The organism is Kluyvera sp. 142486, from assembly GCF_046569695.1.
GTDB lineage: Bacteria > Pseudomonadota > Gammaproteobacteria > Enterobacterales > Enterobacteriaceae > Kluyvera.
The window spans coordinates 68706-92935 of record NZ_JBKHUI010000016.1; the positions used below are offsets into that span (position 1 = coordinate 68706).

Genomic DNA, 24230 nt, shown 5'->3' on the forward strand with positions numbered 1-24230 from the left:
TCTTCTCACCCTTCGCCAACGTGACGTTACTTTATCGTAAAAGGGGCAGATTGTCGCTGCTAGCCGCAGAGACGGCAAAGGCACCGATAAGGTGCCTTTTTGAAGGTTGCTGACTGAGGGGTTATTTAATCTGCATGTCGTTTTCAACAACCCGCACGCCCTGTACCTGGCGCGTCACTTCTACCGCACGTTTCGCATCGGCCGCCGATGACACAAAACCACTCAGCTGCACGCGACCTTTAAAGGTCTGTACGTTAATTTCGCTGGATTTAATCTGCTTGTCGCTAAACAGCGCGGTTTTGACTTTAGTCGTCACGACCGTATCGTCAATATAACCACCGGTACTTTCCTTGGTTGAAGAACCCGCACAGCCAGACAGCGAGATAGCTACCAAAAGCGCTGCACAAGACGCAGCCATTGCTTTGAACCATTTCATGGATTTCTCTCCTTGCACTCAGGTCACCAGAATAAGGGTGTAACAGAGATAAATTATAGTGGAAAGAATGGGTTGCCAATCAGAAAAGTGTGAAGAAGATTTTTTGAGTAAAAGAGAAAGATTAACTGGGGGAAAAATTTGAGAGAATGGATACTTCGAGATAATGGTGCATCCGGGAGGATTACTCGGCTGCGCCTCGCCCTTCGGGTCGTTGCTAAAGCAACGCTATCCTCCCTGGTGCTTGCGATTAACGCGCAGACCTTGAAACAACAGTTTGGCTGTTATCTCGGAGAATATGGTGCATCCGGGAGGATTCGAACCTCCGACCGCTCGGTTCGTAGCCGAGTACTCTATCCAGCTGAGCTACGGATGCATCGGAAAAGCTAATTATCGTGCAAAACAAAGAATGGTGCATCCGGGAGGATTCGAACCTCCGACCGCTCGGTTCGTAGCCGAGTACTCTATCCAGCTGAGCTACGGATGCATCGGAAAAATTGCTTTACTGCCGATATTGATACCGCTATAAAGCGACATCAAGTAAGAGATGGTGCATCCGGGAGGATTCGAACCTCCGACCGCTCGGTTCGTAGCCGAGTACTCTATCCAGCTGAGCTACGGATGCATCGGGAAACTTACTTTACTGCAGATTGATATCGCTGCTAAGGCGTTATCGATTTTCTGTAACAGCGCTAATGCGTTATCTCAGAGAAGATGGTGCATCCGGGAGGATTCGAACCTCCGACCGCTCGGTTCGTAGCCGAGTACTCTATCCAGCTGAGCTACGGATGCAAATGGCGGTGAGGCGGGGATTCGAACCCCGGATGCAGCTTTTGACCGCATACTCCCTTAGCAGGGGAGCGCCTTCAGCCTCTCGGCCACCTCACCAACAACACCTCTTGCGAGTGCTTCGAAGAACTTGTTTCTGCTCATCGTCGCTGTGTGGCGCACATATTACTTTCTGGGACTTATAAGTCAAACAATTTTCCGCAGATTTTTTTCGTTTGCACATTTCACACGCAATAAGCTGTTAAAAAAGACAGAATGCACGTTTTATCAACAGATAAATTGCGTTTTTGCCGGTATAGCAGCAAAAAAGAAAATGGGCGCAGAGGGGCTGGGTCGAGGAAAAAAGGGGGAAAAACGAGAGCTAAACGAAGAAAACTGCGGGAGGTGCGTCTCACCCGCGGGGTGAGACGCGAGAACTTAGTAACTGGACTGCTGGGATTTTTCAGCCTGGATACGCTGGTAGATCTCTTCACGGTGAACAGAGACTTCTTTAGGGGCATTTACGCCGATGCGCACCTGGTTACCCTTCACCCCTAAAACTGTCACAGTGACCTCATCTCCAATCATGAGGGTCTCACCAACTCGACGAGTCAGAATCAGCATTCTTTGCTCCTTGAAAGATTAAAAGAGTCGGGTCTCTCTGTATCCCGGCATTCTCCATCATATAACGCCAAAAGGTCAGCAATGACAAACACCTTCGTGTAAGCGGTCACGGCATCACACTCTGTTAAATGTAAGTTTAGCCGATCTACATGACTTCAACCTGACTTTATCGTTATCAGTACCGCATATGCAAGGTGCCTTAACATTTAACGTTAAGGCACCCGCATGCGTTTATTGTTATTACAGTTTAGCGCTGACCCAGCCTTTCACACTGGACAGTGCAGCAGGGAGCGCAGCCGCGTCGGTACCACCAGCTTGCGCCATATCCGGACGACCGCCCCCTTTGCCGCCCACCTGCTGAGCGACCATGCCAACCAGCTCCCCTGCTTTCACACGGTCGGTCACATCCTTAGACACGCCTGCAATCAGAGAAACCTTACCTTCTGCTACTGTCGCCAGTACGATAACCGCAGAACCCAGCTGGTTCTTCAGATCGTCGACCATAGTACGCAGCATCTTCGGCTCAACGCCGGCGAGCTCGCTCACCAGCAGGTTAACGCCGTTAATAGTCTCAGCTTTGCTGGAAAGGTTTGCGCTTTCCTGTGCTGCGGCCTGCTCTTTCAGCTGCTGCAGCTCTTTTTCCAGCTGACGCGTACGTTCAATAACGGTACGCACTTTTTCGGTGACGTTGTGGCTATCACCTTTCAGCAGCTGCGCAATATCGCTCAGGCGATCGCTTTCAGCGTGCAGCGTGGCAATTGCACCTTCACCCGTTACGGCTTCGATACGACGAACACCTGCCGCGGTGCCGGATTCAGACACAATGCGGAACAGACCGATATCGCCGGTACGAGAAGCGTGGGTACCGCCGCACAGCTCGGTAGAGAAGTCGCCCATGCTCAGAACGCGAACGTGGTCGTCATATTTCTCACCGAACAGCGCCATCGCGCCCTTCGCTTTCGCCGCTTCGAGATCCATGATGTTGGTTTCGATTGGCAGGTTGCGACGAATCTGGGCGTTGACCAGATCTTCAACCGCACGAATCTCTTCCGGCTTCATGGCTTCGAAATGAGAGAAGTCGAAACGCAGAACCTTGTCATTCACCAGCGAGCCTTTCTGCGCAACGTGCGTGCCCAGAACCTGGCGCAGCGCGGCGTGCATCAGGTGCGTTGCAGAGTGGTTCAGACGGATGCGTGCACGGCGTGCCACATCTACGTCAGCCTGCACGCCATCGCCCACTTTCAGCGCGCCGGTAGCCAGCTTGCCAAGGTGACCAATTGCCTGGCCGTATTTCTGGGTGTCGCTGACCGCAAAGCTAAAGCCTGCGCCTTTCAGTTCGCCCTTATCGCCAACCTGACCGCCGGATTCTGCATAGAACGGAGTCTGGTCAAGCACCACAACCGCTTCCTGACCGGCAGCAATAGCGTCTACCGCTTTGCCGTCAACGAATAGCGCAGTCACTTTGCCGTTCAGTTCCAGGTGGTCATAGCCTTTAAATTCTGAAGCTCCATCAACGCGAATCATCGCGTTGTAGTCCGCGCCAAAACCGCTGGACTCACGCGCACGGCGGCGCTGCTCTTCCATCGCGGCTTCGAAGCCAGCTTCGTCAACCTTGATGTTGCGCTCACGGCAAACGTCCGCCGTCAGGTCAACCGGGAAGCCGTAGGTGTCGTACAGACGGAAAGCGGTTTCGCCGTCCAGCGTGTCGCCAGTCAGTTTTGCCAGCTCTTCGTCGAGCAGCGCCAGACCGCGCTCCAGGGTACGAGCAAACTGCTCTTCTTCGGTTTTCAGTACCTGCTCGACCTGCGCCTGCTGACGTTTCAGCTCTTCGCCTGCGGAACCCATCACGTCTACCAGCGGGCCAACCAGCTTGTAGAAGAAGGTGTCTTTCGCACCCAGCATGTTGCCATGACGCACTGCGCGACGAATGATGCGACGCAGCACGTAGCCGCGGCTTTCGTTAGACGGCATCACGCCATCGGCAATCAGGAACGCACAAGAACGAATGTGGTCCGCGATAACGCGCAGAGACTTGTTGCTCAGATCGGTAGCACCGGTCGCTTTCGCCACCGCGTCGATCAGTTTACGGAACAGGTCGATGTCATAGTTGGAGTTCACGTGCTGCAGAACAGCGGTGATACGCTCCAGACCCATACCGGTGTCCACGGACGGCTTCGGCAGCGGTTCCATGGTGCCGTCAGCCTGACGGTTGAACTGCATGAAGACGATGTTCCAGATCTCAATGTAACGGTCGCCGTCTTCTTCTGCGGAACCAGGAGGGCCACCCCAGATGTGGTCGCCGTGGTCATAGAAGATTTCGGTGCACGGGCCGCAAGGACCGGTGTCGCCCATCTGCCAGAAGTTATCCGATGCGTACGGCGCACCTTTGTTGTCGCCGATACGGATGATGCGCTCACGCGGGATACCCACTTCTTTTTCCCAGATTTCGTAAGCTTCGTCATCGGTTTCATAGACGGTGACCCACAGACGCTCTTTCGGCAGGGCGAACCAGTTTTCACCGGTCAGCAGTTCCCACGCGTATTGAATAGCGTCGTGCTTGAAGTAGTCGCCGAAGCTGAAGTTACCCAGCATTTCGAAGAAGGTGTGGTGACGTGCGGTGTAACCGACGTTTTCCAGGTCATTGTGTTTACCGCCCGCACGCACGCAACGCTGCGCGGTGGTCGCGCGAGAATAATTACGCTTGTCGAGACCGAGGAACACATCTTTGAACTGGTTCATCCCGGCATTGGTAAACAGCAAAGTAGGGTCGTTATTCGGCACCAGAGAGCTGCTGGCAACTATCTGGTGGCCTTTACTATGGAAAAAGTCGAGAAACGCCTGACGGATCTCAGCGGTGCTCTTGCTCATAATTATCCTGACATCAAGCTACACTTCATCCTTCAAACCGCCGAGGCAACGGCTGTTTTCGCTCCCAATCACGCACTGAAGTACGAGTCTGAGGCCTTTCTTGCCCATCGCTCTGATGCGGCTTGAATGATTTTGTGTATTAAGGAATATTCGTCACCGACGCGGATTGCTTTAAAAACAACCCGCCTCCGGACGGAAAAAGTGGGAATAAGATAAGTTTTCTTTACTGGGAAGTAAAATCCCCAGTGCGGTCAATCAGCAAAATTTCGCCATATTTCCTGGATATCTTCCATCAGGTAGCCGCGATAGAGCAAAAATCGCTGGATTTTGACCTTTTCGGCAAAGGCGGTCGGCAGCGGTTCACCGTATTTTCTCACCGCCTGGTCGCGCGCGAGTTCTGCCCAGTCAATGTCGCATTCGCGCATAGCCTGCTCGATGGCTTCACGCGCAATCCCCTTCTGCCCTAGCTCCTGACGAATGCGCGCCGGGCCATATCCTTTGCGGCTACGCCCGGCCATAAACTGCTGTACGAAACGACTATCGTCGAGGTAGCGGTTTTCAAAACACCAGGCCACCACCTTTTCGACCTCTTCCGGCGGGGCGTCGATAGGTTCTGGGCCATTTTTCCCCATCACCGGGGCGGTGAGCTTACGCCGCAGCTCCTGTTCACTGTGGTCGCGCATCGCCAGAATGCGAATGGCGCGATCCAGCAGACGGGCATAGGCGGAACGGCGTGGTGAGTTTTCGGTCATGATTTTTTACCGTCGTGATAAATGCAAAAAGGGCTGCATAAGCAGCCCTTCAAATGTGCACATTCAAGTAGCCCGGACAAGGCGCGATAGCACCGACTCCGGAGGACTCTGAGCGCATTCCCGGCGTCGTTTCACTCGGCCGGGCTACATAATTAGAAGTCTTCGTTGGTTTCTTCAACGCTGTTGTTGTCAACGGCGAAGTCCGGCGTAGAGTCCTGGTTGTTGAGCAGCAGTTCACGCACCTTCTTCTCAATTTCTTTCGCTGCAGCCGGGTTTTCTTTCAGCCAGGAGATAGCGTTCGCTTTACCCTGACCAATTTTGTCGCCGTTGTAGCTGTACCAGGCACCCGCTTTTTCAATCAGCTTCTCTTTCACGCCGAGGTCGACCAATTCGCCGAAGAAGTTGATGCCTTCGCCGTAGAGGATCTGGAATTCAGCCTGTTTAAACGGTGCAGCAATTTTGTTCTTCACAACCTTCACGCGGGTTTCGCTGCCCACCACGTTGTCACCCTCTTTCACCGCGCCGATACGACGGATATCAAGACGTACGGAAGCGTAGAACTTCAGCGCGTTACCACCGGTAGTGGTTTCTGGGTTACCAAACATCACGCCGATTTTCATACGGATCTGGTTGATGAAGATCAGCAGCGTGTTGGACTGCTTCAGGTTACCGGCCAGCTTACGCATCGCCTGGCTCATCATACGTGCCGCGAGGCCCATGTGAGAGTCGCCGATTTCGCCTTCGATTTCCGCTTTCGGCGTCAGTGCCGCGACGGAGTCGACAACGATAACGTCTACAGCACCGGAACGCGCCAGCGCGTCACAGATTTCCAAAGCCTGTTCACCGGTGTCCGGCTGAGAACACAGCAGGTTGTCGATATCAACGCCCAGCTTGCGAGCATAAACCGGGTCCAGCGCGTGTTCAGCATCGATAAACGCACAGGTTTTGCCTTCACGCTGCGCTGCGGCGATAACCTGCAGCGTCAGGGTTGTTTTACCGGAGGATTCTGGCCCGTAGATTTCGACGATACGACCCATTGGCAGGCCGCCTGCGCCCAGCGCGATATCCAGTGAAAGCGAACCGGTAGAGATAGTTTCCACGTCCATGGAGCGGTCTTCACCCAGACGCATGATGGAGCCTTTACCGAATTGCTTTTCGATCTGGCCCAGCGCTGCAGCCAACGCTTTCTGTTTGTTTTCGTCGATAGCCATTATTACTCCTGTCATACCGGGTGTTACCGGATAGTGAATTCTGTTCTGTTGAGGCAATTATACTGTATGGTCATACAGTATCAAGTATTTTGTAGAAATTGTTGCCAGAGGAGATTGAGCGCATAAGCGGTCGCCTGTCGACGCACCGATTCACGGTCGCCGTCGAAGCATTCACGCTGGGTAACGCCTTGCCCGGTGGCACTTGCTACACCGAACCAGACCGTGCCAACCGGCTTTTCCGCGCTGCCACCGTCCGGCCCGGCAATGCCGCTGACCGAGACCGCAAAGTCGGCCCGTGCCGCGCGCAGTGCGCCAATCGCCATCTCAACCACCACTGGTTCGCTCACCGCGCCATGCTGCTCAAGCGTCACTTCGCGCACGCCGATCATCTGCGATTTTGCCTCGTTGCTGTAGGTCACAAACCCACGCTCAAACCAGGCAGAGCTGCCGGCAATATCGGTAATCGTCTTGGCTATCCAGCCGCCGGTGCAGGACTCTGCGGTGGTCATCGTCGCCCCACGCGCTTTCAGCGCCAGGCCAACCTTTTCACTCAGCTGCATTAATTCTGAATCTGTCATCATCGCTCCGCTTCAGCCCGATAAAGAGGCCATCAAAGATAGCACTTTCAGAACAGATGTGGGGACGGGATGGCGATTTTACGAGGGGGATTCCGAAATTGAACGCCCCGGCAGACCCGGGGCGAGGAAGTGCCAGATTTAGCGCATGCTGGCCGCGATAAGCTCCACGTTATGACGCAGCATTTTAACGTAGCTGTCCGCCACGCCGCCCGGTTTCGACAGCGCTTCCGGATACAGTTCGCCGCCCGGTTGCGAGCCGGTAGCCGCAGCAATCTGCTTCACCAGGCGCGGGTCGAGCTGGTTTTCCATAAACCAGGTGTGTACACCGTCAGCCTTAATTTGCTTAATCAACGCCGCCACCTGCGCCGCGCTGGCCTCGCTCTCAGAAGAGAGCCCCTGCGGAGCCAGGAAGGTGACGCCGTAGGCACGAGAGAAGTAGCCGAACGCATCGTGGCTGGTCAGCACTTTACGCTTCGCCTGCGGAATGGCGCTGAACTGCTGCTTCGTCCAGCTATGAATATCGTTAAGCTCGCCAATGTAGCGTTTACCGGAAGCATTGAGCGCCGCGCTATCTTCCGGGTCAGCCTTCACCAGGCCGGTCAGGATATTCTGCGCGTACAGTGCGCCGTTCGCCGCGCTGTTCCAGGCGTGCGGGTCGGTCACCGTTTTGCCCTCTTCATCCAGCGTGTGGGTTTTTACCCCCGTTGAAGCGACCACTAATTCACCTTTAAAGCCTGAGGCTTTAATCAGACGATCCATCCACCCTTCCAGCCCCAGGCCGTTAACCACCACCACGTCCGCTTTGCTGAGCAGCGCGCTATCTTTCGGCGATGGCTCGAAGGTATGCGGGTCGCCGTCCGGGCCGACCAGCGTCTCGACGTGAACGTGCTCGCCGCCCACCTGCTTCACCATGTCGCCCAGCACCGAAAAGCTGCTGACCACGTTGAGCGTTTTTGCCATCGCCCCTTGCGCCGCCAGCCCTAACGCCAGCGCCATAATCACCCCAATACGTTTCATTATGTCCCCTTTCCTCTTCATTTTAACCAGCTCACGGTCAGCCGGCTTCGCTTGCCAAACAACACAGAAATCAAAAAGATGCCGCTCGCGGTCAGTACAATCGACGGCCCGGCGGGCAGATTCGCGGCCCACGACAGGCTAAGCCCCATCCAGGCGCATACGCCGCCTATCAGCGCCGCCAGCAGCAGAATTGACGGTAAGGTTTTCGCCCAGCAGCGCGCCGCCACGGCAGGCAGCATCATGACCCCCACCGCCATCAGCGTGCCCAGCACCTGAAAACCAGCCACCAGGTTGAGCACCAACAGCGCCAGAAACAGCCCGTGCAGCAACACGGGCAGCCAGCGCGCATTCACCTGCAGCCAACTGCTATCAAAGGCTTCGATCACCAGCCCCCGGTAGAAGAGCGCAATGCAGAGCAGCGTCAGGCTGGCAACGCCCGCCACAAACAGCGCGGCATCGTTATCTACCGCCAGAATTGAGCCAAAAAGCAGGTGCAAGAGGTCAACGTTGGAGCCGCGCAGCGAGACCAGCGTGACCCCGAGCGCCAGCGAGCCTAAGTAGAATCCCGCGAAGCTAGCGTCCTCTTTCAGCGGCGTGCGTCGGCTAACCCAACCGGCTACCAGCGCCACCGTAATACCGGCAATAAAGCCGCCTACGGTCATCGCCAGCAGCGACATGCCGTTGACCAGATAGCCCACCGCCACGCCGGGAAGAATGGCGTGCGACAGCGCATCGCCCATCAAGCTCATCCGTCGCAGCAGTAAAAAGACGCCGAGGATCGTGGTGCTAAGCGACAGCGCAAGGCACACCACCAGCGCCCGGCGCATAAAGCCAAACTCAATGAAGGGTTGGAAGAAGGTATGCCAGATCATGCGAGCCTCGCGGATTTAAACGCCGGAAGCACGTCTCGGGTATGTCCCCAGCAGGCGTTCTGTGGTGCCAGCAACAGCGTTTCCGGGAAGTACTCCGCCACACGTTGATTGTCATGCAGCACCGCCAGCACGGTCTGCCCCTGCTGATGCATCTCCTGAATCACCCCCATCAGGTCATGACTGGTGGCTTCATCAATGCCGGTAAAAGGTTCATCGAGCATCACCAGCGGCGCACGCTGTACCAACACGCGGGCAAAGAGCATGCGCTGGAACTGTCCGCCGGACAGCGCGTCAATCGGCGTTTTCGCCATGCTTTCCAGGCCCACACGCGCCAGCGAGGCGTTGATGCGCTGGCGCATATCGCTACGCAGGCCACGCAGCAACGAAATTCGCGGCCACGCCCCCTGACTCACCACGTCCAGCACGGTTAGTGGAAACTGCGACTCCAGCGCATGGCGCTGGGCCAGCCAGCCGATCACCGGGCGTGAAGGCGCCCAGCGAATAACACCGCTTACCGGGGGAATAAATCCCGCCAGCGTTTTCAGTAAAGTGGATTTTCCGCAGCCGTTCAGGCCGACAATCGCCGTCATGCTGCCTTTGTGAATTACGCCGCTCAGCGATGGCGTAATCGCCACGCCTTCATAGCCTGCCACCAGGTTGTCCAGTTCAATCATGGCAGCGACACCGCCCACCAGACCATCAGCCACAGCACGCTCAATAGCGCGCAGGCCAGCAAAACCCGCGTAACGCTGCTGGCCATAAAAACAGGAGTAAACATCTTTGCCTCATCATTAAATGTTATAACGTAACAATATTGGATTGGCAGTAAGATGTAAACGGCATGAAATGATGCGAAATGTAACAAGCCCCCCTCTGAACCGAGGGGAGCCAGAAGAAAGGATTACTGACCGCGCGCCTGAGAGACCGCCAGACCCAGCTGCCAGACGGCCATCGCATAATGGGTACTGTGGTTATAGCGGGTGATGGTGTAGAAGTTCGGCAGACCGTACCAGTACTGATAGCCTGTGCCGATATCCAACCGCAGCAGGCTGGCCTGCTGATGATTACCCAGCGGCTGCATCGGCGTTAAGCCTGCTGCCGCCAGCTGCGAAACGCTGTATTTGGTTTTGAAGCCATTCTCCAGCCCCGGAGCCTGCCCCATCGCCTGCACCGCCACCGCGTCACCGCTCACCCAGCCGTGCTGTTTGAAGTAGTTCGCCACGCTGCCGATAGCATCGTCCGGGTCCCACAGGTTGATATGACCATCACCATTGAAATCAACCGCATACTCTTTGTAGGAAGACGGCATAAACTGCCCATAGCCCATCGCCCCGGCAAATGAACCTTTCAGATCCAGCGGATCATCCTGCTCATCGCGCGCCATCAGCAGGAAGGTTTCCAGCTCGCCTGAGAAGTACGCCGCACGGCGCGGATAGTTAAACGAGAGCGTCGCCAGCGCATCGAGAATACGTGTTTTCCCCATCACGCGGCCCCAGCGAGTTTCCACGCCAATAATCCCGACGATAATTTCCGGTGGTACGCCGTACACCTGCGAAGCACGCTGCAGCGCGTCCTGATGCTGGTTCCAGAACACCACGCCGTTCTGGACGTTATCCGGCGTAATGAACTGATTGCGATAGCGCAGCCACGCCCCGTTCGGGCCGGTTGGCGGCAGGCCGGTTGGCGCCTGCCTGTCCATCAGGCGCAGCACGTAATCCAGGCGCTTGGCCTGAGAGAGAATCTCATGCAGCTGCTGTCGGTCAAAACCGTGCTTGCTCACCATCTTGTCAATGAACTGCTCTGCCGCCGGGTTGTTAGCAAAATCACCGGTCGGAATTAGCGCATTGTGCTGAGGTTCAAGGAGAAAACCGCCGGAAGTGGTTGCCGGAGATTCAGCCGTTTTAGGTTTGCTACTACAGGCAGCGAGCAGGACACACAGGGGGAGTAAAGCCAGAACACGACGCTTCAACATGGGACATCCGTTTAACAATATCAGCAAGAGTTAAATATGGTAAAGCATCCGCCACGCTGCAAGGAAGCGGTTGTCGCGCTCGCTCGCAGAATTTCTCATTCCCGCACTTCGTTTTCTCTTTTTCCTGCGGCCACGCTCGCAATAACTTTCACAATAAAATATTTATCTTTCAATTTGCGATCAAAATAACACTTTAAAACCTTTCAACATGATTAAAATCGCCCACCTTTTGGTCATATACCCTAAATAATTCGAGTTGCAGGAAGGCGGCAAGGGAGTGAATCCCCAGGAGCTTACTCTAGTAAGTGACTGGGGTGAGCGAACGCAGCCAACGCACCTGCAACTTGAAGTATGACGGGTATAAAACGATAAATCCCTACAGGAGATAACTATGGTCGACACCATTACCCTGGGTGCTGAATGGTTCATCGGGCTGTTTCAGAAAGGCGGCGAGGTTTTCACCGGCATGGTGACCGGTATTCTTCCACTGCTGATTAGCCTGTTGGTTATCATGAATGCGCTCATTAACTTCATCGGTCAGCATCGCATTGAGCGGTTTGCTCAGCGCTGTGCCGGCAACCCCGTCTCTCGCTACCTGCTGCTGCCCTGCATTGGCACCTTTGTGTTTTGTAACCCCATGACGCTAAGCCTCGGGCGCTTTATGCCAGAGAAGTACAAGCCCAGCTACTATGCCGCTGCTTCCTATAGCTGCCACTCGATGAACGGACTTTTCCCCCACATCAACCCCGGCGAACTGTTTGTCTATCTGGGCATCGCCAACGGCCTGACCACGCTCGGTCTACCGCTCGGGCCGCTGGCGGTGAGCTACCTGCTGCTCGGTCTGGTGACTAACTTCTTCCGCGGCTGGATTACAGATTTCACCACCGCCGTCTTTGAGAAAAAAATGGGCATTCAACTGGAACAGAACGTTCAACTGTCGGGAGCGGCATCATGATGCGTATTCGTATTGAAAGAGGAACCGGCGGCTGGGGCGGCCCGCTTGAACTGGACGTCGTACCCGGTAAGAAAATCGTCTACATCACGGCCGGAACCCGCCCGGCCATCGTCGACAAACTCGCCGAGCTCACCGGCTGGCAGGCCGTCGATGGATTTAAAGAGGGTGAACCGCCTGAGCAGGAGATTGGCGTGGCGATCATCGACTGCGGCGGTACGCTGCGCTGCGGTATCTATCCGAAACGGCGGATTCCCACCATCAATATCCATGCCACCGGCAAATCTGGCCCGCTGGCGCAGTTTATCCTGGAGGACATTTACGTCTCCGGCGTCAGGGAAGAGAACATCCGCCTTGCCGATGAAACCAACGAAGCAGCCAACGCGGCTCCACCAGCAAAACCAACGGCCGCCAGCGGACGCGATTACGACACCACGAAAAAGATCACCGAACAGAGCGACGGCCTGCTGGCCAAAGTCGGCATGGGAATGGGCTCGGCGGTGGCGGTGCTGTTTCAGGCGGGTCGCGACACCATCGATACGGTGCTCAAGACCATTCTGCCGTTTATGGCGTTCGTTTCGGCGCTTATCGGCATCATCATGGCGTCAGGCCTGGGCGACTGGATAGCCCACGGCCTGGCACCGCTTGCCAGCCACCCGCTCGGGCTGGTCACGCTGGCGCTGATCTGCTCCTTCCCGCTGCTGTCACCCTTCCTGGGGCCAGGGGCCGTTATCGCCCAGGTCATTGGCGTGCTGATCGGCGTGCAGATTGGGCTTGGCAATATCCCGCCGCACCTGGCGCTGCCCGCCCTGTTTGCAATTAACGCTCAGGCCGCCTGCGATTTTATTCCGGTGGGATTATCGCTGGCCGAGGCCCGGCAGAACACCGTACGCGTTGGTGTGCCTTCCGTGCTGGTAAGCCGTTTTTTGACCGGAGCCCCAACCGTGCTGATTGCCTGGTTCGTATCCGGCTTTATCTATCAATAGGGAGCCCGCGATGGCCGTGATTTATCAGACCACCATTACCCGTATCGGCCAGAGCGCCGCAGAAGCGTTGGGCGAACAGATGCTGATCACCTTCCGGGAAGGCGCTCCGGCAGATATTGAAGAGTTTTGCTACATCCACCGCCCTGGCGCACTGAACGGCCCGCTTCTAAGCGGCATGCAGTTTGAGATAGGCACCCAGCGCTATCAGGTCACCGCGGTGGGCAGCGTCGCCGAACAGAACTTACGTGAACTGGGGCATATCACCCTGTGCTTCGATGGGCAAAACGACGCGAAGTTTCCCGGCACGGTGCACCTCGCAGGGCCCACGCCGGACGATATTGCACCGGGTACTATTTTGCAGTTTATCGATTGAGATTTAAGGAGAAAATCATGAAACAGGTTGCCATTGTCATCGGCGGAGGCCAGACCTTAGGGGCCTTCCTCTGTCGCGGGCTTGCCGCAGAAGGATACCGCATCGCCGTAGTCGATATTCAAAGCGATAAAGCCGCCAGCGTCGCGCAGGAGATTAACGCCGAATTTGGCGAGGGGATGGCCTGTGGCTTTGGGGCCGATGCCACCAGCGAACAGAGCGTACTGGCGCTATCGCGCGGCGTGGATGAAATTTTTGGCCGCGCGGATCTGCTGGTCTACAGCGCGGGCATCGCCAAAGCGGCGTTTATCAGCGACTTTGCGCTTGGAGATTTCGACCGCTCGCTCCAGGTCAACCTGGTGGGCTATTTCCTCTGCGCCCGCGAATTTTCCCGGCTGATGATCCGTGACGGCATTGCCGGGCGAATCATTCAAATTAACTCAAAATCCGGCAAGGTGGGCAGCAAGCACAACTCCGGCTACAGCGCGGCCAAGTTTGGCGGCGTAGGCTTAACGCAGTCGCTGGCGTTGGATTTGGCCGAGTACGGTATCACCGTGCACTCACTGATGCTTGGCAACCTGCTGAAATCACCGATGTTTCAGTCGCTGCTGCCGCAGTACGCCACCAAGCTGGGTATCGAACCGGGCGAGGTGGAGCAGTACTACATTGATAAAGTGCCGCTAAAACGCGGCTGCGACTACCAGGATGTGCTGAACATGCTGCTGTTCTATGCCAGCCAGAAAGCCTCTTACTGTACCGGCCAGTCAATCAACGTCACCGGCGGCCAGGTGATGTTCTAAACGTTTTGCCCGGTGGCGCTACGATTACCGGGCCTACAGGTTCGATGTAGGCCGGATAAGGCGAAGCCGCCATCCGGCAACCCAGGAGCACACTATGGTCTCAGCCCTGATCACCGTTGCCGTTATCGCCTGGTGCGCTCAGCTCGCGCTGGGCGGCTGGCAAATCCACTGCTTCAACCGGGCGTTCGATAAACTCTGCCAGCAGGGTCGAGTTGGCGTAGGGCGCTCCGGCGGGCGCTTTAAGCCGCGCGTGGTGGTCGCTGTCGCGCTGGATGAACGTCTCCACGTTGTCGATTCGCTGTTTATGAAAGGGGTCACCGTATTCGCCAGGCCGGGGAAAATTGCCGGGTTGAAAGGAAAACATCGTGATGAATTACAACCTGATGTGATCTTTCCCCATGATCCCCTATCGCAGAATGCACTATCATTGGCGCTTAAACTGAAACATGGGTAATTTCGTTGTGAATGCTAATAGCTTGCGAAATTATCATTTCGCAAATTTATGCCAGGGTAATCACGCCTATGAAACCTCGTCAGCGTCAGGCCGCTATTCTTGAGCACCTGCAAAAACAGGGAAAATGCTCGGTTGAAGAGTTGGCCCAGTACTTTGACACCACGGGAACCACTATTCGCAAGGATCTGGTCATTCTGGAAAACGCGGGAACCGTCATTCGAACTTACGGCGGCGTGGTGTTAAACAAAGACGAATCCGACCCGCCTATCGATCACAAAACGCTCATCAACACCCACCAAAAAGAGCGCATCGCAGAGGCCGCTGTTGCCTTTATCCACGACGGTGACTCCATCATTCTGGATGCGGGAAGCACCGTGTTACAGATGGTTCCCATGCTCGCCCGCTTTCGCAACATCACCGTCATGACCAACAGTCTGCACATCGTTAACGCGCTGTCGGAGCTGGACAACGAGCAGACCATCCTGATGCCTGGCGGCACCTTCCGCAAAAAATCCGCCTCGTTCCACGGGCAACTGGCGGAAAATGCCTTTGAGCATTTCAGCTTTGATAAACTCTTTATGGGCACCGACGGCATCGATCTGAACGCCGGGGTGACTACCTTTAACGAGGTCTATACCGTCAGTAAAGCGATGTGCAACGCCGCGCGCGAAGTGATTCTGATGGCGGACTCGTCAAAATTCGGACGAAAAAGTCCTAACGTGGTGTGCAGTCTGGAGAGCGTCGACAAGCTGATTACCGACGCGGGAATCGACCCGGCGTTTCGTCAAGCGCTGGAAGACAAAGGGATTGAAGTGATCATAACCGGAGAGAGCAATGAGTGATTTTTTGTTAGAGGCCGGGCGTAAGGCCCTGTTACTGGAACTGCAGGAAGCAAGCCGCCTACCCGACCGTCTTGACGAGACCTTTGTTCAGGCCGCCAACGCCATTCTGAACTGCAAAGGAAAATTGATTGTTTCCGGGATGGGCAAATCCGGCCATATCGGCAAAAAGCTGGCAGCCACCTTTGCCAGCACCGGCACTCCAGCGTTCTTCGTCCACCCAGCGGAAGCGCTGCACGGCGACCTGGGCATGGTGGAAAGCCGCGACGTGATGCTATTTATCTCCTACTCCGGCAGCGCCAAAGAGCTCGACTACATTATTCCGCGCCTGAAAGAAAAATCCGTGGTGCTGCTGGCAATGACCGGCAAAGCCAACTCTGCGCTGGCGCAGGCGGCCGATGCCGTGCTCGATATTTCCGTTGAACGTGAAGCCTGCCCGATGCATCTTGCGCCAACCTCCAGCACCGTCAACACGCTGATGATGGGCGATGCGCTGGCGATTGCCGTGATGCAGGCGCGCGGCTTTAACGAAGAAGATTTTGCCCGCTCCCACCCGGCTGGCGCGCTGGGCGCTCGCCTGCTCAACCGCGTTCACCACCTGATGCGTCAAGAGAGCGATGTCCCTCAGGTCACCGTTCACACAAGCGTAATGGATGCGATGCTGGAACTCAGCCGCACCGGTATGGGAATGGTGGCGGTCTGCAACGAACAAAAGCAGGTTCAGGGCGTGTTCACCGATGGCGATCTGCGTCGCTGGCTGGTGAGCGGCGGTTCGCTGGCTGATTGCGTTAACGACGCGATGACCAAGGGCGGCGTGACCCTGCACGCTCAGGCCCGCGCCGTCGACGCCAAAGAACAGCTGATGAAGCAGAAAATCAGCGCCGCCCCGGTTGTCGATGACAACCACCGACTGGTCGGCGCAATTAACCTACAAAACTTCTACCAGGCCGGGATCCTTTAATCCTTCAGCCCCAGACGCTTCGCCAACCGGTGCAGGTTGGCGACGTCTGTCTCCAGCGCCCGGGCGCTTGCCGCCCAGTTGTGATGATGCGTTTCCAGTGCCTGACGAATCATCTGCCGCTGAAAATGCTCGGTGGCGTCGCGCAGATTGTTAACTGCCGCCACAGGGGTCGCCGCCGTCTCCACCACCGCCGCTGTCGGCGTACCTTCCTGAAACGCAAAGTGCTTCGCCTCCAGCACCACCTCGCCGTTACTGCGCGTGGTTGCCCGTGCCAGCACTACCGCACGGTGTACCGCATGTTCCAGCTCGCGCACGTTACCCGGCCAGCCGTAGCTTTGAAGATGCGCCCGCGCGCCGCTGCTTAATATGACTCGCGACAATCCAAGCCGCAGCCGACACTGCTCGCAGAAGTAGCCTGCCAGCAGCACCACGTCGTCCCCACGTTCGCGCAGCGGCGGCACGGAAAGCGGGAACACGCTCAGGCGATGGAACAGGTCGGCGCGGAAGTTACCCGCCAGCACCTCTTCGCGCAGGTCGCGGTTGGTGGCGGCCAGCACCCGCACATCGACGCGCAGGCTGCGGTCATCCCCCACGCGCTGGATATCGCCATACTGCAACACGCGCAGCAGCTTGGCCTGCAGCGCCAGCGACAGCTCACCAATTTCATCTAAGAACAGCGTGCCGTTGTCGGCCATTTCAAACTTGCCGCTGCGGTTGCTGATAGCGCCGGTAAACGCCCCTTTGACGTGCCCAAACAGCTCACTCTCGGCCACGCTCTCCGGCAGCGCAGCGCAGTTCAGGTACACCAGAGGGCTGACCGCGCGCGGCGAGCCCTCATGAATCGCTTTTGCCACCAGCTCTTTCCCGGTGCCGGTTTCACCGCTTATCAGCACGTTCAGGTCGGAAGCGGCAACGATCTCAATCTCTTTTTTCAGCTGCGCCATGCCCGGCGACAGGCCAATCATCTGCGTCTCTTTCACCTGCTCGAAGTCGGTCGGCGCGCCCGGCAGCATATTCTGGCTTTCAAGCTGCTCAATCAGCAGCGCGTTGCTAAGCGCCCCCGCCGCCAGCGCGGCAATCAGCCGCAGCTCTTCATCGCTGAACACATCGAACTGGTCCGGCGACATGCCGTCGAGGGTCAATGCGCCAATCAGGTTCTGCCCAGCAAACAGCGGCAGCCCGATACAGGCGTGGACCTTCAGGCTCTCCTGGCCGGGGATCAGACCATCGTACGGATCGGGCAAATCGCTATCCGCCGGGAAACGCACCACGTCACCCGCGCGGGCAATGGCTTCAAGGCGCGGGTGCCCTTCGAGGGTAAAACGCCTGCCGAGCACGTCTTTCGCCAGCCCATCAATCGCCAGCGGAATAAATTGCCGCGCGTCGTAGCGCAGCAGCGCCGAGGCATCGCACTCCAGCACCTGGCGAAGCGTGGTGATCAGACGCTGGAATCGGTCCTGATGGCCGACGCCGCGCTGGAGTTCAATGGCGATGCCCGCCAGCACATCAACGGAAAAGCTCATGGCGTACCTCTTACAGTCATTTTGACAATGCATGATGTCATATTGACAATATTAAGCATAGTCATTTTGACTAACGATAAAGGAGTATAAATTAATTAAATCAATAAAATCAATTAATTAAAAAGTTGGCACGCAACCTGCAATTAGTAATACATCTTTTTTGAAAAAACGCTGAATTAATTGAGGTTGCTATGTCTATTCTGGTTAAAAATAACATTCATTGGGTTGGTCAACGCGATTGGGAAGTGCGTGATTTCCACGGTACCGAATACAAAACGCTGCGCGGCAGCAGCTACAACAGCTACCTTATCCGTGAAGAGAAAAACGTCCTGATTGATACCGTCGACCATAAATTCAGCCGTGAATTCGTGCAGAACCTGCGCGGCGAAATCGACCTGGCCGATATCGACTACATCATCATTAACCACGCTGAAGAAGACCACGCCGGTGCGCTGACCGAGCTGATGTCGCAGATTCCGGATACCCCAATCTACTGCACCGCCAACGCCATTGACTCCATCAACGGCCACCACCATCACCCAGAGTGGAACTTCCACGTGGTGAAAACCGGTGATAGCCTGGACATCGGTAACGGCAAACAGCTGATCTTCGTTGAAACCCCGATGCTGCACTGGCCTGACAGCATGATGACCTACATGACCGGCGACGCGGTGCTGTTCAGTAACGATGCCTTCGGCCAGCACTACTGTGACGAACGCCTGTTCAACGACGAAGTTGACCAGACCGAACTGTTCGAACAGTGCCAGCGCTACTACGCCAACATCCTGACCCCGTTCAGCCGTCTGGTGACGCCAAAAATCACCGAGATCCTCGGCTTTAACCTGCCGGTTGATATGATTGCCACCTCCCACGGTGTGGTATGGCGTGAAAACCCAACCCAGATCGTCGAACTGTATCTGAAATGGGCGGCGGACTATCAGGAAGACCGTATCACTATCTTCTACGACACCATGTCCAATAACACCCGCATGATGGCGGATGCCATTGCCCAGGGGATCAACGAAGTTGACCCGAACGTAGCGGTGAAAATCTTCAACGTCGCCCGCAGCGATAAAAACGAAATTCTGACCAATGTCTTCCGTTCTAAAGGCGTGCTGGTTGGAACTTCAACCATGAACAACGTGATGATGCCGAAAATTGCCGGTCTGGTGGAAGAGATGACCGGCCTGCGCTTCCGCAACAAACGCGCCAGCGCCTTTGGTTCTCACGGCTGGAGCGGCGGCGCGGTTGACCGTCTGTCTACCCGTTTGCAGGATGCCGGCTTTGAAATGTCTCTGAGCCTGAAAGCCAAATGGCGCCCGGATATCGACGCGCTGGAAGTCTGCCGCCAGCACGGCCGTGAAATTGCCCGTCAGTGGGCGCTGGCTCCGCTGCCAGAAGCCACGGCTAAAGCAGACGCGGTGAAAGAAGCCTGCGCCTGTGCCGCCGCTGCCGCCGCCGACCTTGGCCCAAGCATGCAGTGCAGCGTGTGCCAGTGGGTTTACGACCCGGCAAAAGGCGAACCAAATCAGGACGTCCAGCCAGGTACCCCGTGGAGCGAAGTCCCGGACAACTTCCTGTGCCCGGAATGTTCATTAGGGAAAGATGTCTTTGACGTGATGGCGACGGAGGCAAAATGAATCATGGCATCGTGATCATCGGCTCGGGCTTTGCGGCTCGCCAGCTGGTGAAGAATATTCGTAAGCTCGACGCGGGCGTCAAACTGACGCTCATCGCCGCCGACAGCATCGACGAGTACAACAAACCGGACTTAAGCCATGTGGTGAGCCGGGGGCAAACCGCCGCCGACCTCACCCTGCAAACCGCAGGCGAGTTCGCCGAGCAGTACAACCTGAATCTGTTCCCGCAGACCTGGGTGACAGGCATCGACGCCAACGCGCATGTGGTGAAAAGCCAGAATCATGAGTGGCAGTACGACAAGCTGGTGCTGGCAACGGGCGCGTCAACCATCGTGCCGCCGGTACCGGGCAAAGAACTGATGCTGACCCTCAACAGCCAGCAGGAGTTCGGGGCCGCGCAGAGTACGCTGCGCGACGCCCGACGCGTACTGATTATCGGCGGCGGCCTGATTGGCAGCGAGCTGGCGATGGACTTTAGTCGCGCCGGAAAAGCCGTCACCGTGGTGGATAACTCCGCCAGCGTGCTGGCCTCGCTGATGCCGCCGGAAGTGAGCAGCCGGTTGCAGCATCGCCTGACCGACATGGGCATTCATCTGCTGCTGAAATCTCAACTGCAGTCGCTGGAGCAGACCGCCACCGGCATTCGCGCCACCTTTGACCGCGACCGCCACGTCGAGGTTGATGCGGTGGTGGCCGCCACCGGCCTGCGCCCGGAAACGGCGCTGGCGCGGATGGCGGGCCTTGAAATTAACCGCGGCGTGAAGGTCGACAGCACCCTGCGCACCAGCCACCCGGATATCTATGCGCTGGGCGACTGCGCGGAGATCAACGGTACCGTGCTGCCGTTCCTGCAGCCGATTCTGATGAGCGCGATGTGCCTGGCGAAAAACATTCTCGGCCAGTCCGGTGAGCTGAAGCTGCCGAACATGCTGGTGAAGGTGAAAACGCCGGATCTGCCGCTGCATCTGGCCGGGGAAACCCGTCGTCAGGATTTGAACTGGAAAATTGAAACCCGCGCCGACGGTATGCTGGCGCAAGGCTATGACGAAGGCCAGCAGCTGCGGGCGTTCGTGGTTAGCGAGGAGCGAATGAAAGAGGCCTTTGGTCTGTTGAAGTCGCTCGCCAGTTAAGCCGTAAACTCTCTGTCCACTGTATGACTTAACCTCAAGCGCAAGGAAGCGCTCATGTCTGATTTTAGCCCCGCTGCCCCGGGGCTTTTTTTGTTTTTGCGCTCAGAGCTTCCCCGGCGGCGCTGCGCTTGGCCGGGCTACAGGCTGAATGTAGGCCGGATAAGGCAACGCCGCCATCCGGCAACCAGCTCCATTCAGCCTGATGGCGCTACGCTTATCAGGCCTACCGCACCACCAGCGCGTCATAGTTGCGCCAGCGGTAGTTCACCATCGACACCAGCCAGCACAGCGCGAACAGGCCAATCACCACAAAGCCCGCGTTGCCGAGGTTATCGCTCAGCATCGACACACCGCTCCAGATGCCGCCGGTCAGGTCGAACTTATCAATAATCAGCCCCAGCGCTTCCAGCCCGCCGATAAACAGCGCCACCACCACGGAAGCACCGGTAATGGTCATGTTGTAGTAAAGCTTACGCTGCGGCTTGTTGAAGGCCCAACCGTACGCGCCCACCATCAGAATATTATCCAGGGTGTCGACCAGCGCCATGCCGCTCGCGAACAGCGCCGGGAAGACCATAATCGACCACATCGACATCCCGCTCGATGCGCTGGCGGCAGAGATGCCCAGCACGCCAATTTCGGTGGCGGTATCAAAACCGAGGCCAAACAGGAAGCCGACCAGGTACATGTGCCAGCTCTTGCCAATCAGGCGGAAAGTGCGGCTGAACAGCGCGCTCATCATGCCGCCCGCCACCGGCAGGTCAGCCGCGACCGACTCGCCCTTTTTCAGCGCCTGGAAGCTGCGCCATACGCCGCGCAGAATAATCAGGTTCACCAGCGCCATCGCCAGCAGGAACACCGCCGACACGGTGGTGCCGATGATGCTGCCGGTGTCGTGGAACCAGCTCATCTTATGCTGGAACGCGGTTGCCGTGGCGGCAATCGCCACCGATGCCAGCACCACGATGGAGGAGTGGCCGAGTGAGAACCAGGCACCGACGCCGAACGGGCGCTTGCCCTGCTGCATCATTTTACGGGTGACGTTATCAATCGCCGCAATGTGGTCAGCGTCCACCGCATGACGCAGGCCGTAGCCCCACGCCAGCAGACTGGCGGCCATCAGCGCGCCGTTATGACCAAATGACTGCCATGCCCAACCCCAGGCCAGTAAATTCGCCAACACAAGAACCATAACCAGCAGCGTTGCGCGCGGCTGTTGACGAAGAACATTCCACAACATGAGTAACTCCTTAAACCAGATGGCGAGCTGCAGCAATCACAGACTGCCCGTATGAAATCGCCCCATCCCCCGCGGGTAAACGCTTCGGAAAGAGCAAAGTGAAATCGTGTAAATAGTGGGTAAGACGGCTGCGCAGCAGGGCGTTGTGCAGCACGCCGCCGCCAAAAGCCAGCGTTGAAAGCGACAAACGCTCTGCATGCTGACGCATTAAGGCGGCAATGCCCTGCGCCAGCGCATCGTGAAACGCCCACGCTTTTTGCGCCGGGGTCGCCTGCCAGCCGAGCCACGCCTGCCAGAAAGCGGCGAGATCCAGTTGATTATCAACCACCGGCATCGTCACCGGGTGAACTACGCCCGCGCAGCCTGTCGCCAGCGCCTCAAGCCGACAGGCGGCCTCGCCTTCGTAGCTCAGCGCCAGCGGCGCGCAGCCCACTGCACAGGCCACTGCATCAAACAGGCGGCCGCAGGAGGAGGCCACCGGGCTGTTGAGCCCGCGCTGAATCGCCTGCGCCAGCAGCGGCCAGTTTTGCTGCTGCACGGTCTGCGTTTGCTCAAACGTTTCCCAGCCAGGCACGAACGCCAGACAGTGCGCCAGCAGGTTACGCCACGGCTGACGCGCCGCCAGGTCGCCGCCCGGCAGCGCCACGGCGGGCAGGCCGCCGAGATGTTCGCACTCGCGGTAGCTCACGCGCAGACACTCGCCGCCCCACAGCGCGCCGTGTTCGCCCATACCAATACCGTCGAGCGCCATCGCAATCACCTCGCCGCCGTCAAGCGGCCAGTCGTGTTCGGCAAGGCAGGCGGCAATGTGAGCGTGATGATGCAGCACCTGATGCTGCGGCAGCGCCAGTTCCGTCGCCCACTGGGACGAGCGATAGGCCGCGTGGTGATCCGCCACTACCGCCTGCGGCGTAAAGTCATAAATGGACTGCATCAGCGCCAGCGCCTGTCGCCACTGGGCTTCCACACCGTCATCAGTCAGGTCGCCAAAGTGCTGGCTGAGTACCGCCCGGTCGCCGCGCACCAGGCAAAAAGTATTTTTCATATCCGCGCCGAGGCAGAGCATCGGCGGCACATCGCGAAAGCCCGGCGGCAGGGTTAGCGCATCCGGCACGTAGCCGCGCGAACGGCGCAGCATTTCGCCGCTCTGGCGCACCACCGAATCGTCCATGCGCTGCACGATATCGCGGTTGTGCAGCAGGAAACCGTCAGCAATATCGGCCAGATCGCTCAGCGCATCATCGTTGGTCAGCGCCGGCGGTTTACCGCTCAGATTGCCGGAGGTCATCACCAACGGGCGCGCTAGCGCCTGCATCAGCAGATGCTGGAGCGGGTTAGCGGGCAGCATCACGCCAACCTCAGCCAGTTCCGGCGCAATCTCCAGGCAGACCCCGGAAATCAGATGTTTATCCACCAGCACAATCGGTGCGGCGGGGGTTTTCAGCAGCGAGCGCGCGTCAATCGACAGCGCGTCAGCGTTCGCCACCATCACCGCCAGCGGTTTTGCCGGGCGATGTTTGCGCGCACGAAGCATCGCCACCGCCGCAGAATTTCCGGCATCACAGGCCAGATGGAAGCCGCCAATGCCCTTCACCGCCACAATGCCACCGGCGTCAATCATGGCGATAGCGGCGGCCAGCGCCGCCTCTTTTTCCGCGCGTTGATCGTGGCTTTGCCACGTCAGCCACGGCCCGCATTCCACGCAGGCCACCGGCTGAGCGTGGAAACGGCGATCATAAGGATTACGGTACTCCGCCTCGCACGACGAGCAGAGCGGGAACGCCGCCATCACCGTCAGCGGGCGGTCATAGGGCATGGCGTGAATGATGGTAAAGCGCGGCCCGCAGTGGGTGCAGTTGATAAACGGGTAGCGATAGCGCCGCTCCTGCGGGTCGTTCATTTCCGCCAGGCAGGCCGGGCAGGTTGCCGCATCCGGGACAATCTGGGTGCTCATCGCCCCGGCACCGCTCTGGCGAATAGTAAAATCGGTCGGCAGCGTCGGCCACTCAAATGGCTCGACGTGGGTACTATCAATGCGCGCAAGCGACGGGCAGTACTGGTACAGCGCGGCGATAAAGTCCGCTTCGTCACCGTACAGACGCAGCAGTACCCCGGCGCTGTCGTTACAGACATCACCGAGGCAGCCGCGCTGTTTGGCGAGCTGCCAGACGAAGGGGCGGAAGCCCACCCCTTGTACTTTTCCGCAGATGCGGATCTGCACGCCGTTTGCGTTCATCTGA

The 24230-nt window shown here is 57.4% G+C and carries 22 protein-coding genes and 5 tRNA genes; 9 read left to right on the forward strand and 18 right to left on the reverse strand.

What is annotated here, in order from left to right; translation table 11 throughout:
* Positions 1-121: 121 nt before the first annotated feature.
* The 15 genes from ACLGE8_RS17355 to mltB all read right to left on the reverse strand — a co-directional run bounded on the left by ACLGE8_RS17355 (position 122) and on the right by mltB (position 11095).
* Positions 122-436, reverse strand: a complete 315-nt coding sequence (locus ACLGE8_RS17355; protein WP_035897502.1) for a BON domain-containing protein — start codon at positions 434-436, stop codon at positions 122-124.
* 296 nt (positions 437-732) lie between these two features.
* Positions 733-809: transfer RNA gene (locus tag ACLGE8_RS17360), tRNA-Arg, on the reverse strand.
* Between the two features lie 34 nt (positions 810-843).
* Positions 844-920, reverse strand: a tRNA-Arg gene (locus tag ACLGE8_RS17365).
* A 61-nt stretch (positions 921-981) separates the two neighbouring features.
* Positions 982-1058: transfer RNA gene (locus tag ACLGE8_RS17370), tRNA-Arg, on the reverse strand.
* A gap of 90 nt (positions 1059-1148) precedes the next feature.
* A tRNA-Arg gene (locus ACLGE8_RS17375) sits at positions 1149-1225 on the reverse strand.
* 3 nt (positions 1226-1228) lie between these two features.
* Positions 1229-1321, reverse strand: a tRNA-Ser gene (locus ACLGE8_RS17380).
* Between the two features lie 318 nt (positions 1322-1639).
* Positions 1640-1825, reverse strand: a complete 186-nt coding sequence (csrA, locus tag ACLGE8_RS17385; protein ID WP_000906486.1) for a carbon storage regulator CsrA — start codon at positions 1823-1825, stop codon at positions 1640-1642.
* Between the two features lie 240 nt (positions 1826-2065).
* Positions 2066-4693: an alanine--tRNA ligase gene (alaS, locus tag ACLGE8_RS17390; protein ID WP_411000073.1), complete on the reverse strand. Its 2628-nt coding sequence runs from the start codon at positions 4691-4693 to the stop codon at positions 2066-2068.
* Between the two features lie 251 nt (positions 4694-4944).
* Entirely contained in the window at positions 4945-5445 is a 501-nt protein-coding gene (gene recX / locus ACLGE8_RS17395) for a recombination regulator RecX (protein ID WP_411000074.1), read from the reverse strand.
* Between the two features lie 152 nt (positions 5446-5597).
* Positions 5598-6656 carry a recombinase RecA gene (recA, locus tag ACLGE8_RS17400; protein WP_035892538.1) on the reverse strand — a complete coding sequence of 353 codons (1059 nt, stop codon included), beginning with the start codon at positions 6654-6656 and terminating at the stop codon, positions 5598-5600.
* Between the two features lie 80 nt (positions 6657-6736).
* Positions 6737-7234 (reverse strand): nicotinamide-nucleotide amidase, encoded by a 498-nt coding sequence (pncC, locus tag ACLGE8_RS17405; RefSeq protein ID WP_185668079.1) that lies wholly within the window; start codon positions 7232-7234, stop codon positions 6737-6739.
* A gap of 138 nt (positions 7235-7372) precedes the next feature.
* The gene (locus tag ACLGE8_RS17410) at positions 7373-8251 is read right to left on the reverse strand and encodes a metal ABC transporter substrate-binding protein (protein WP_411000075.1); all 879 of its coding nucleotides are present in this window, start codon (positions 8249-8251) and stop codon (positions 7373-7375) included.
* A gap of 17 nt (positions 8252-8268) precedes the next feature.
* Positions 8269-9123, reverse strand: a complete 855-nt coding sequence (locus ACLGE8_RS17415) for a metal ABC transporter permease (protein ID WP_411000076.1) — start codon at positions 9121-9123, stop codon at positions 8269-8271.
* Positions 9120-9830 (reverse strand): metal ABC transporter ATP-binding protein, encoded by a 711-nt coding sequence (locus tag ACLGE8_RS17420; protein ID WP_411000077.1) that lies wholly within the window; start codon positions 9828-9830, stop codon positions 9120-9122. The genes ACLGE8_RS17415 and ACLGE8_RS17420 overlap by 4 nt, the downstream gene beginning before the upstream one ends.
* Positions 9831-10024: 194 nt before the next feature.
* Positions 10025-11095 carry a lytic murein transglycosylase B gene (mltB, locus tag ACLGE8_RS17425; protein ID WP_411000078.1) on the reverse strand — a complete coding sequence of 357 codons (1071 nt, stop codon included), beginning with the start codon at positions 11093-11095 and terminating at the stop codon, positions 10025-10027.
* A gap of 391 nt (positions 11096-11486) precedes the next feature.
* Here mltB and ACLGE8_RS17430 point away from each other — a divergent pair, with 391 nt between their 5' ends.
* From ACLGE8_RS17430 to gutQ, 7 genes are all read left to right on the forward strand, one after another.
* Positions 11487-12050, forward strand: a complete 564-nt coding sequence (locus tag ACLGE8_RS17430; RefSeq protein ID WP_185668067.1) for a PTS glucitol/sorbitol transporter subunit IIC — start codon at positions 11487-11489, stop codon at positions 12048-12050.
* The gene (locus ACLGE8_RS17435; RefSeq protein ID WP_411000079.1) at positions 12047-13033 is read left to right on the forward strand and encodes a PTS glucitol/sorbitol transporter subunit IIB; all 987 of its coding nucleotides are present in this window, start codon (positions 12047-12049) and stop codon (positions 13031-13033) included. The genes ACLGE8_RS17430 and ACLGE8_RS17435 overlap by 4 nt, the downstream gene beginning before the upstream one ends.
* A 10-nt stretch (positions 13034-13043) precedes the next feature.
* The gene (gene srlB / locus ACLGE8_RS17440; protein WP_411000080.1) at positions 13044-13406 is read left to right on the forward strand and encodes a PTS glucitol/sorbitol transporter subunit IIA; all 363 of its coding nucleotides are present in this window, start codon (positions 13044-13046) and stop codon (positions 13404-13406) included.
* 17 nt (positions 13407-13423) lie between these two features.
* Positions 13424-14203 carry a sorbitol-6-phosphate dehydrogenase gene (gene srlD / locus ACLGE8_RS17445; RefSeq protein ID WP_333012774.1) on the forward strand — a complete coding sequence of 260 codons (780 nt, stop codon included), beginning with the start codon at positions 13424-13426 and terminating at the stop codon, positions 14201-14203.
* Between the two features lie 94 nt (positions 14204-14297).
* The gene (gutM, locus tag ACLGE8_RS17450) at positions 14298-14657 is read left to right on the forward strand and encodes a transcriptional regulator GutM (protein WP_411000081.1); all 360 of its coding nucleotides are present in this window, start codon (positions 14298-14300) and stop codon (positions 14655-14657) included.
* Between the two features lie 68 nt (positions 14658-14725).
* On the forward strand, positions 14726-15499 hold the full coding sequence (gene srlR, locus ACLGE8_RS17455; RefSeq protein WP_185668062.1) for a glucitol operon DNA-binding transcriptional repressor SrlR: 774 nt from the start codon (positions 14726-14728) through the stop codon (positions 15497-15499).
* Complete coding sequence (gene gutQ, locus ACLGE8_RS17460) at positions 15492-16457, forward strand: arabinose-5-phosphate isomerase GutQ (protein ID WP_411000082.1); 966 nt, start codon at positions 15492-15494, stop codon at positions 16455-16457. Before srlR ends, gutQ begins: the two co-directional genes overlap by 8 nt.
* Here gutQ and norR read toward each other — a convergent pair.
* Positions 16454-17980 (reverse strand): nitric oxide reductase transcriptional regulator NorR, encoded by a 1527-nt coding sequence (gene norR / locus ACLGE8_RS17465; protein WP_411000083.1) that lies wholly within the window; start codon positions 17978-17980, stop codon positions 16454-16456. The genes gutQ and norR overlap by 4 nt on opposite strands.
* Positions 17981-18171: 191 nt before the next feature.
* Between norR and norV the strand changes: the two genes are divergently transcribed.
* On the forward strand, positions 18172-19620 hold the full coding sequence (norV, locus tag ACLGE8_RS17470) for an anaerobic nitric oxide reductase flavorubredoxin (RefSeq protein ID WP_411000084.1): 1449 nt from the start codon (positions 18172-18174) through the stop codon (positions 19618-19620).
* Positions 19617-20750: an NADH:flavorubredoxin reductase NorW gene (gene norW, locus ACLGE8_RS17475; RefSeq protein ID WP_411000085.1), complete on the forward strand. Its 1134-nt coding sequence runs from the start codon at positions 19617-19619 to the stop codon at positions 20748-20750. Before norV ends, norW begins: the two co-directional genes overlap by 4 nt.
* 223 nt (positions 20751-20973) lie before the next feature.
* On the opposite strand, the gene ACLGE8_RS17480 is transcribed toward norW, so the two are convergent.
* Both ACLGE8_RS17480 and hypF read right to left on the reverse strand, forming a co-directional pair.
* The gene (locus ACLGE8_RS17480) at positions 20974-21990 is read right to left on the reverse strand and encodes a HoxN/HupN/NixA family nickel/cobalt transporter (RefSeq protein ID WP_411000086.1); all 1017 of its coding nucleotides are present in this window, start codon (positions 21988-21990) and stop codon (positions 20974-20976) included.
* Positions 21991-22000: 10 nt separating this feature from the next.
* Positions 22001-24226: a carbamoyltransferase HypF gene (hypF, locus tag ACLGE8_RS17485; protein WP_411000087.1), complete on the reverse strand. Its 2226-nt coding sequence runs from the start codon at positions 24224-24226 to the stop codon at positions 22001-22003.
* Between the last annotated feature and the right edge of the window lie 4 nt (positions 24227-24230).

Excerpts from the sequence above, each read along its gene's own strand:
- ACLGE8_RS17355 (WP_035897502.1), bottom strand. The coding sequence starts at position 436 with ATGAAATGGTTCAAAGCAATGGCTGCGTCTTGTGCAGCGCTTTTGGTA.
- csrA (WP_000906486.1), bottom strand. The coding sequence starts at position 1,825 with ATGCTGATTCTGACTCGTCGAGTTGGTGAGACCCTCATGATTGGAGAT.
- alaS (WP_411000073.1), bottom strand. The coding sequence starts at position 4,693 with ATGAGCAAGAGCACCGCTGAGATCCGTCAGGCGTTTCTCGACTTTTTC.
- recX (WP_411000074.1), bottom strand. The coding sequence starts at position 5,445 with ATGACCGAAAACTCACCACGCCGTTCCGCCTATGCCCGTCTGCTGGAT.
- recA (WP_035892538.1), bottom strand. The coding sequence starts at position 6,656 with ATGGCTATCGACGAAAACAAACAGAAAGCGTTGGCTGCAGCGCTGGGC.
- pncC (WP_185668079.1), bottom strand. The coding sequence starts at position 7,234 with ATGACAGATTCAGAATTAATGCAGCTGAGTGAAAAGGTTGGCCTGGCG.
- ACLGE8_RS17410 (WP_411000075.1), bottom strand. The coding sequence starts at position 8,251 with ATGAAACGTATTGGGGTGATTATGGCGCTGGCGTTAGGGCTGGCGGCG.
- ACLGE8_RS17415 (WP_411000076.1), bottom strand. The coding sequence starts at position 9,123 with ATGATCTGGCATACCTTCTTCCAACCCTTCATTGAGTTTGGCTTTATG.
- mltB (WP_411000078.1), bottom strand. The coding sequence starts at position 11,095 with ATGTTGAAGCGTCGTGTTCTGGCTTTACTCCCCCTGTGTGTCCTGCTC.
- ACLGE8_RS17430 (WP_185668067.1), top strand. The coding sequence starts at position 11,487 with ATGGTCGACACCATTACCCTGGGTGCTGAATGGTTCATCGGGCTGTTT.
- ACLGE8_RS17435 (WP_411000079.1), top strand. The coding sequence starts at position 12,047 with ATGATGCGTATTCGTATTGAAAGAGGAACCGGCGGCTGGGGCGGCCCG.
- srlB (WP_411000080.1), top strand. The coding sequence starts at position 13,044 with ATGGCCGTGATTTATCAGACCACCATTACCCGTATCGGCCAGAGCGCC.
- srlD (WP_333012774.1), top strand. The coding sequence starts at position 13,424 with ATGAAACAGGTTGCCATTGTCATCGGCGGAGGCCAGACCTTAGGGGCC.
- gutM (WP_411000081.1), top strand. The coding sequence starts at position 14,298 with ATGGTCTCAGCCCTGATCACCGTTGCCGTTATCGCCTGGTGCGCTCAG.
- srlR (WP_185668062.1), top strand. The coding sequence starts at position 14,726 with ATGAAACCTCGTCAGCGTCAGGCCGCTATTCTTGAGCACCTGCAAAAA.
- gutQ (WP_411000082.1), top strand. The coding sequence starts at position 15,492 with ATGAGTGATTTTTTGTTAGAGGCCGGGCGTAAGGCCCTGTTACTGGAA.
- norR (WP_411000083.1), bottom strand. The coding sequence starts at position 17,980 with ATGAGCTTTTCCGTTGATGTGCTGGCGGGCATCGCCATTGAACTCCAG.
- norV (WP_411000084.1), top strand. The coding sequence starts at position 18,172 with ATGTCTATTCTGGTTAAAAATAACATTCATTGGGTTGGTCAACGCGAT.
- norW (WP_411000085.1), top strand. The coding sequence starts at position 19,617 with ATGAATCATGGCATCGTGATCATCGGCTCGGGCTTTGCGGCTCGCCAG.
- ACLGE8_RS17480 (WP_411000086.1), bottom strand. The coding sequence starts at position 21,990 with ATGTTGTGGAATGTTCTTCGTCAACAGCCGCGCGCAACGCTGCTGGTT.
- hypF (WP_411000087.1), bottom strand. The coding sequence starts at position 24,226 with ATGAACGCAAACGGCGTGCAGATCCGCATCTGCGGAAAAGTACAAGGG.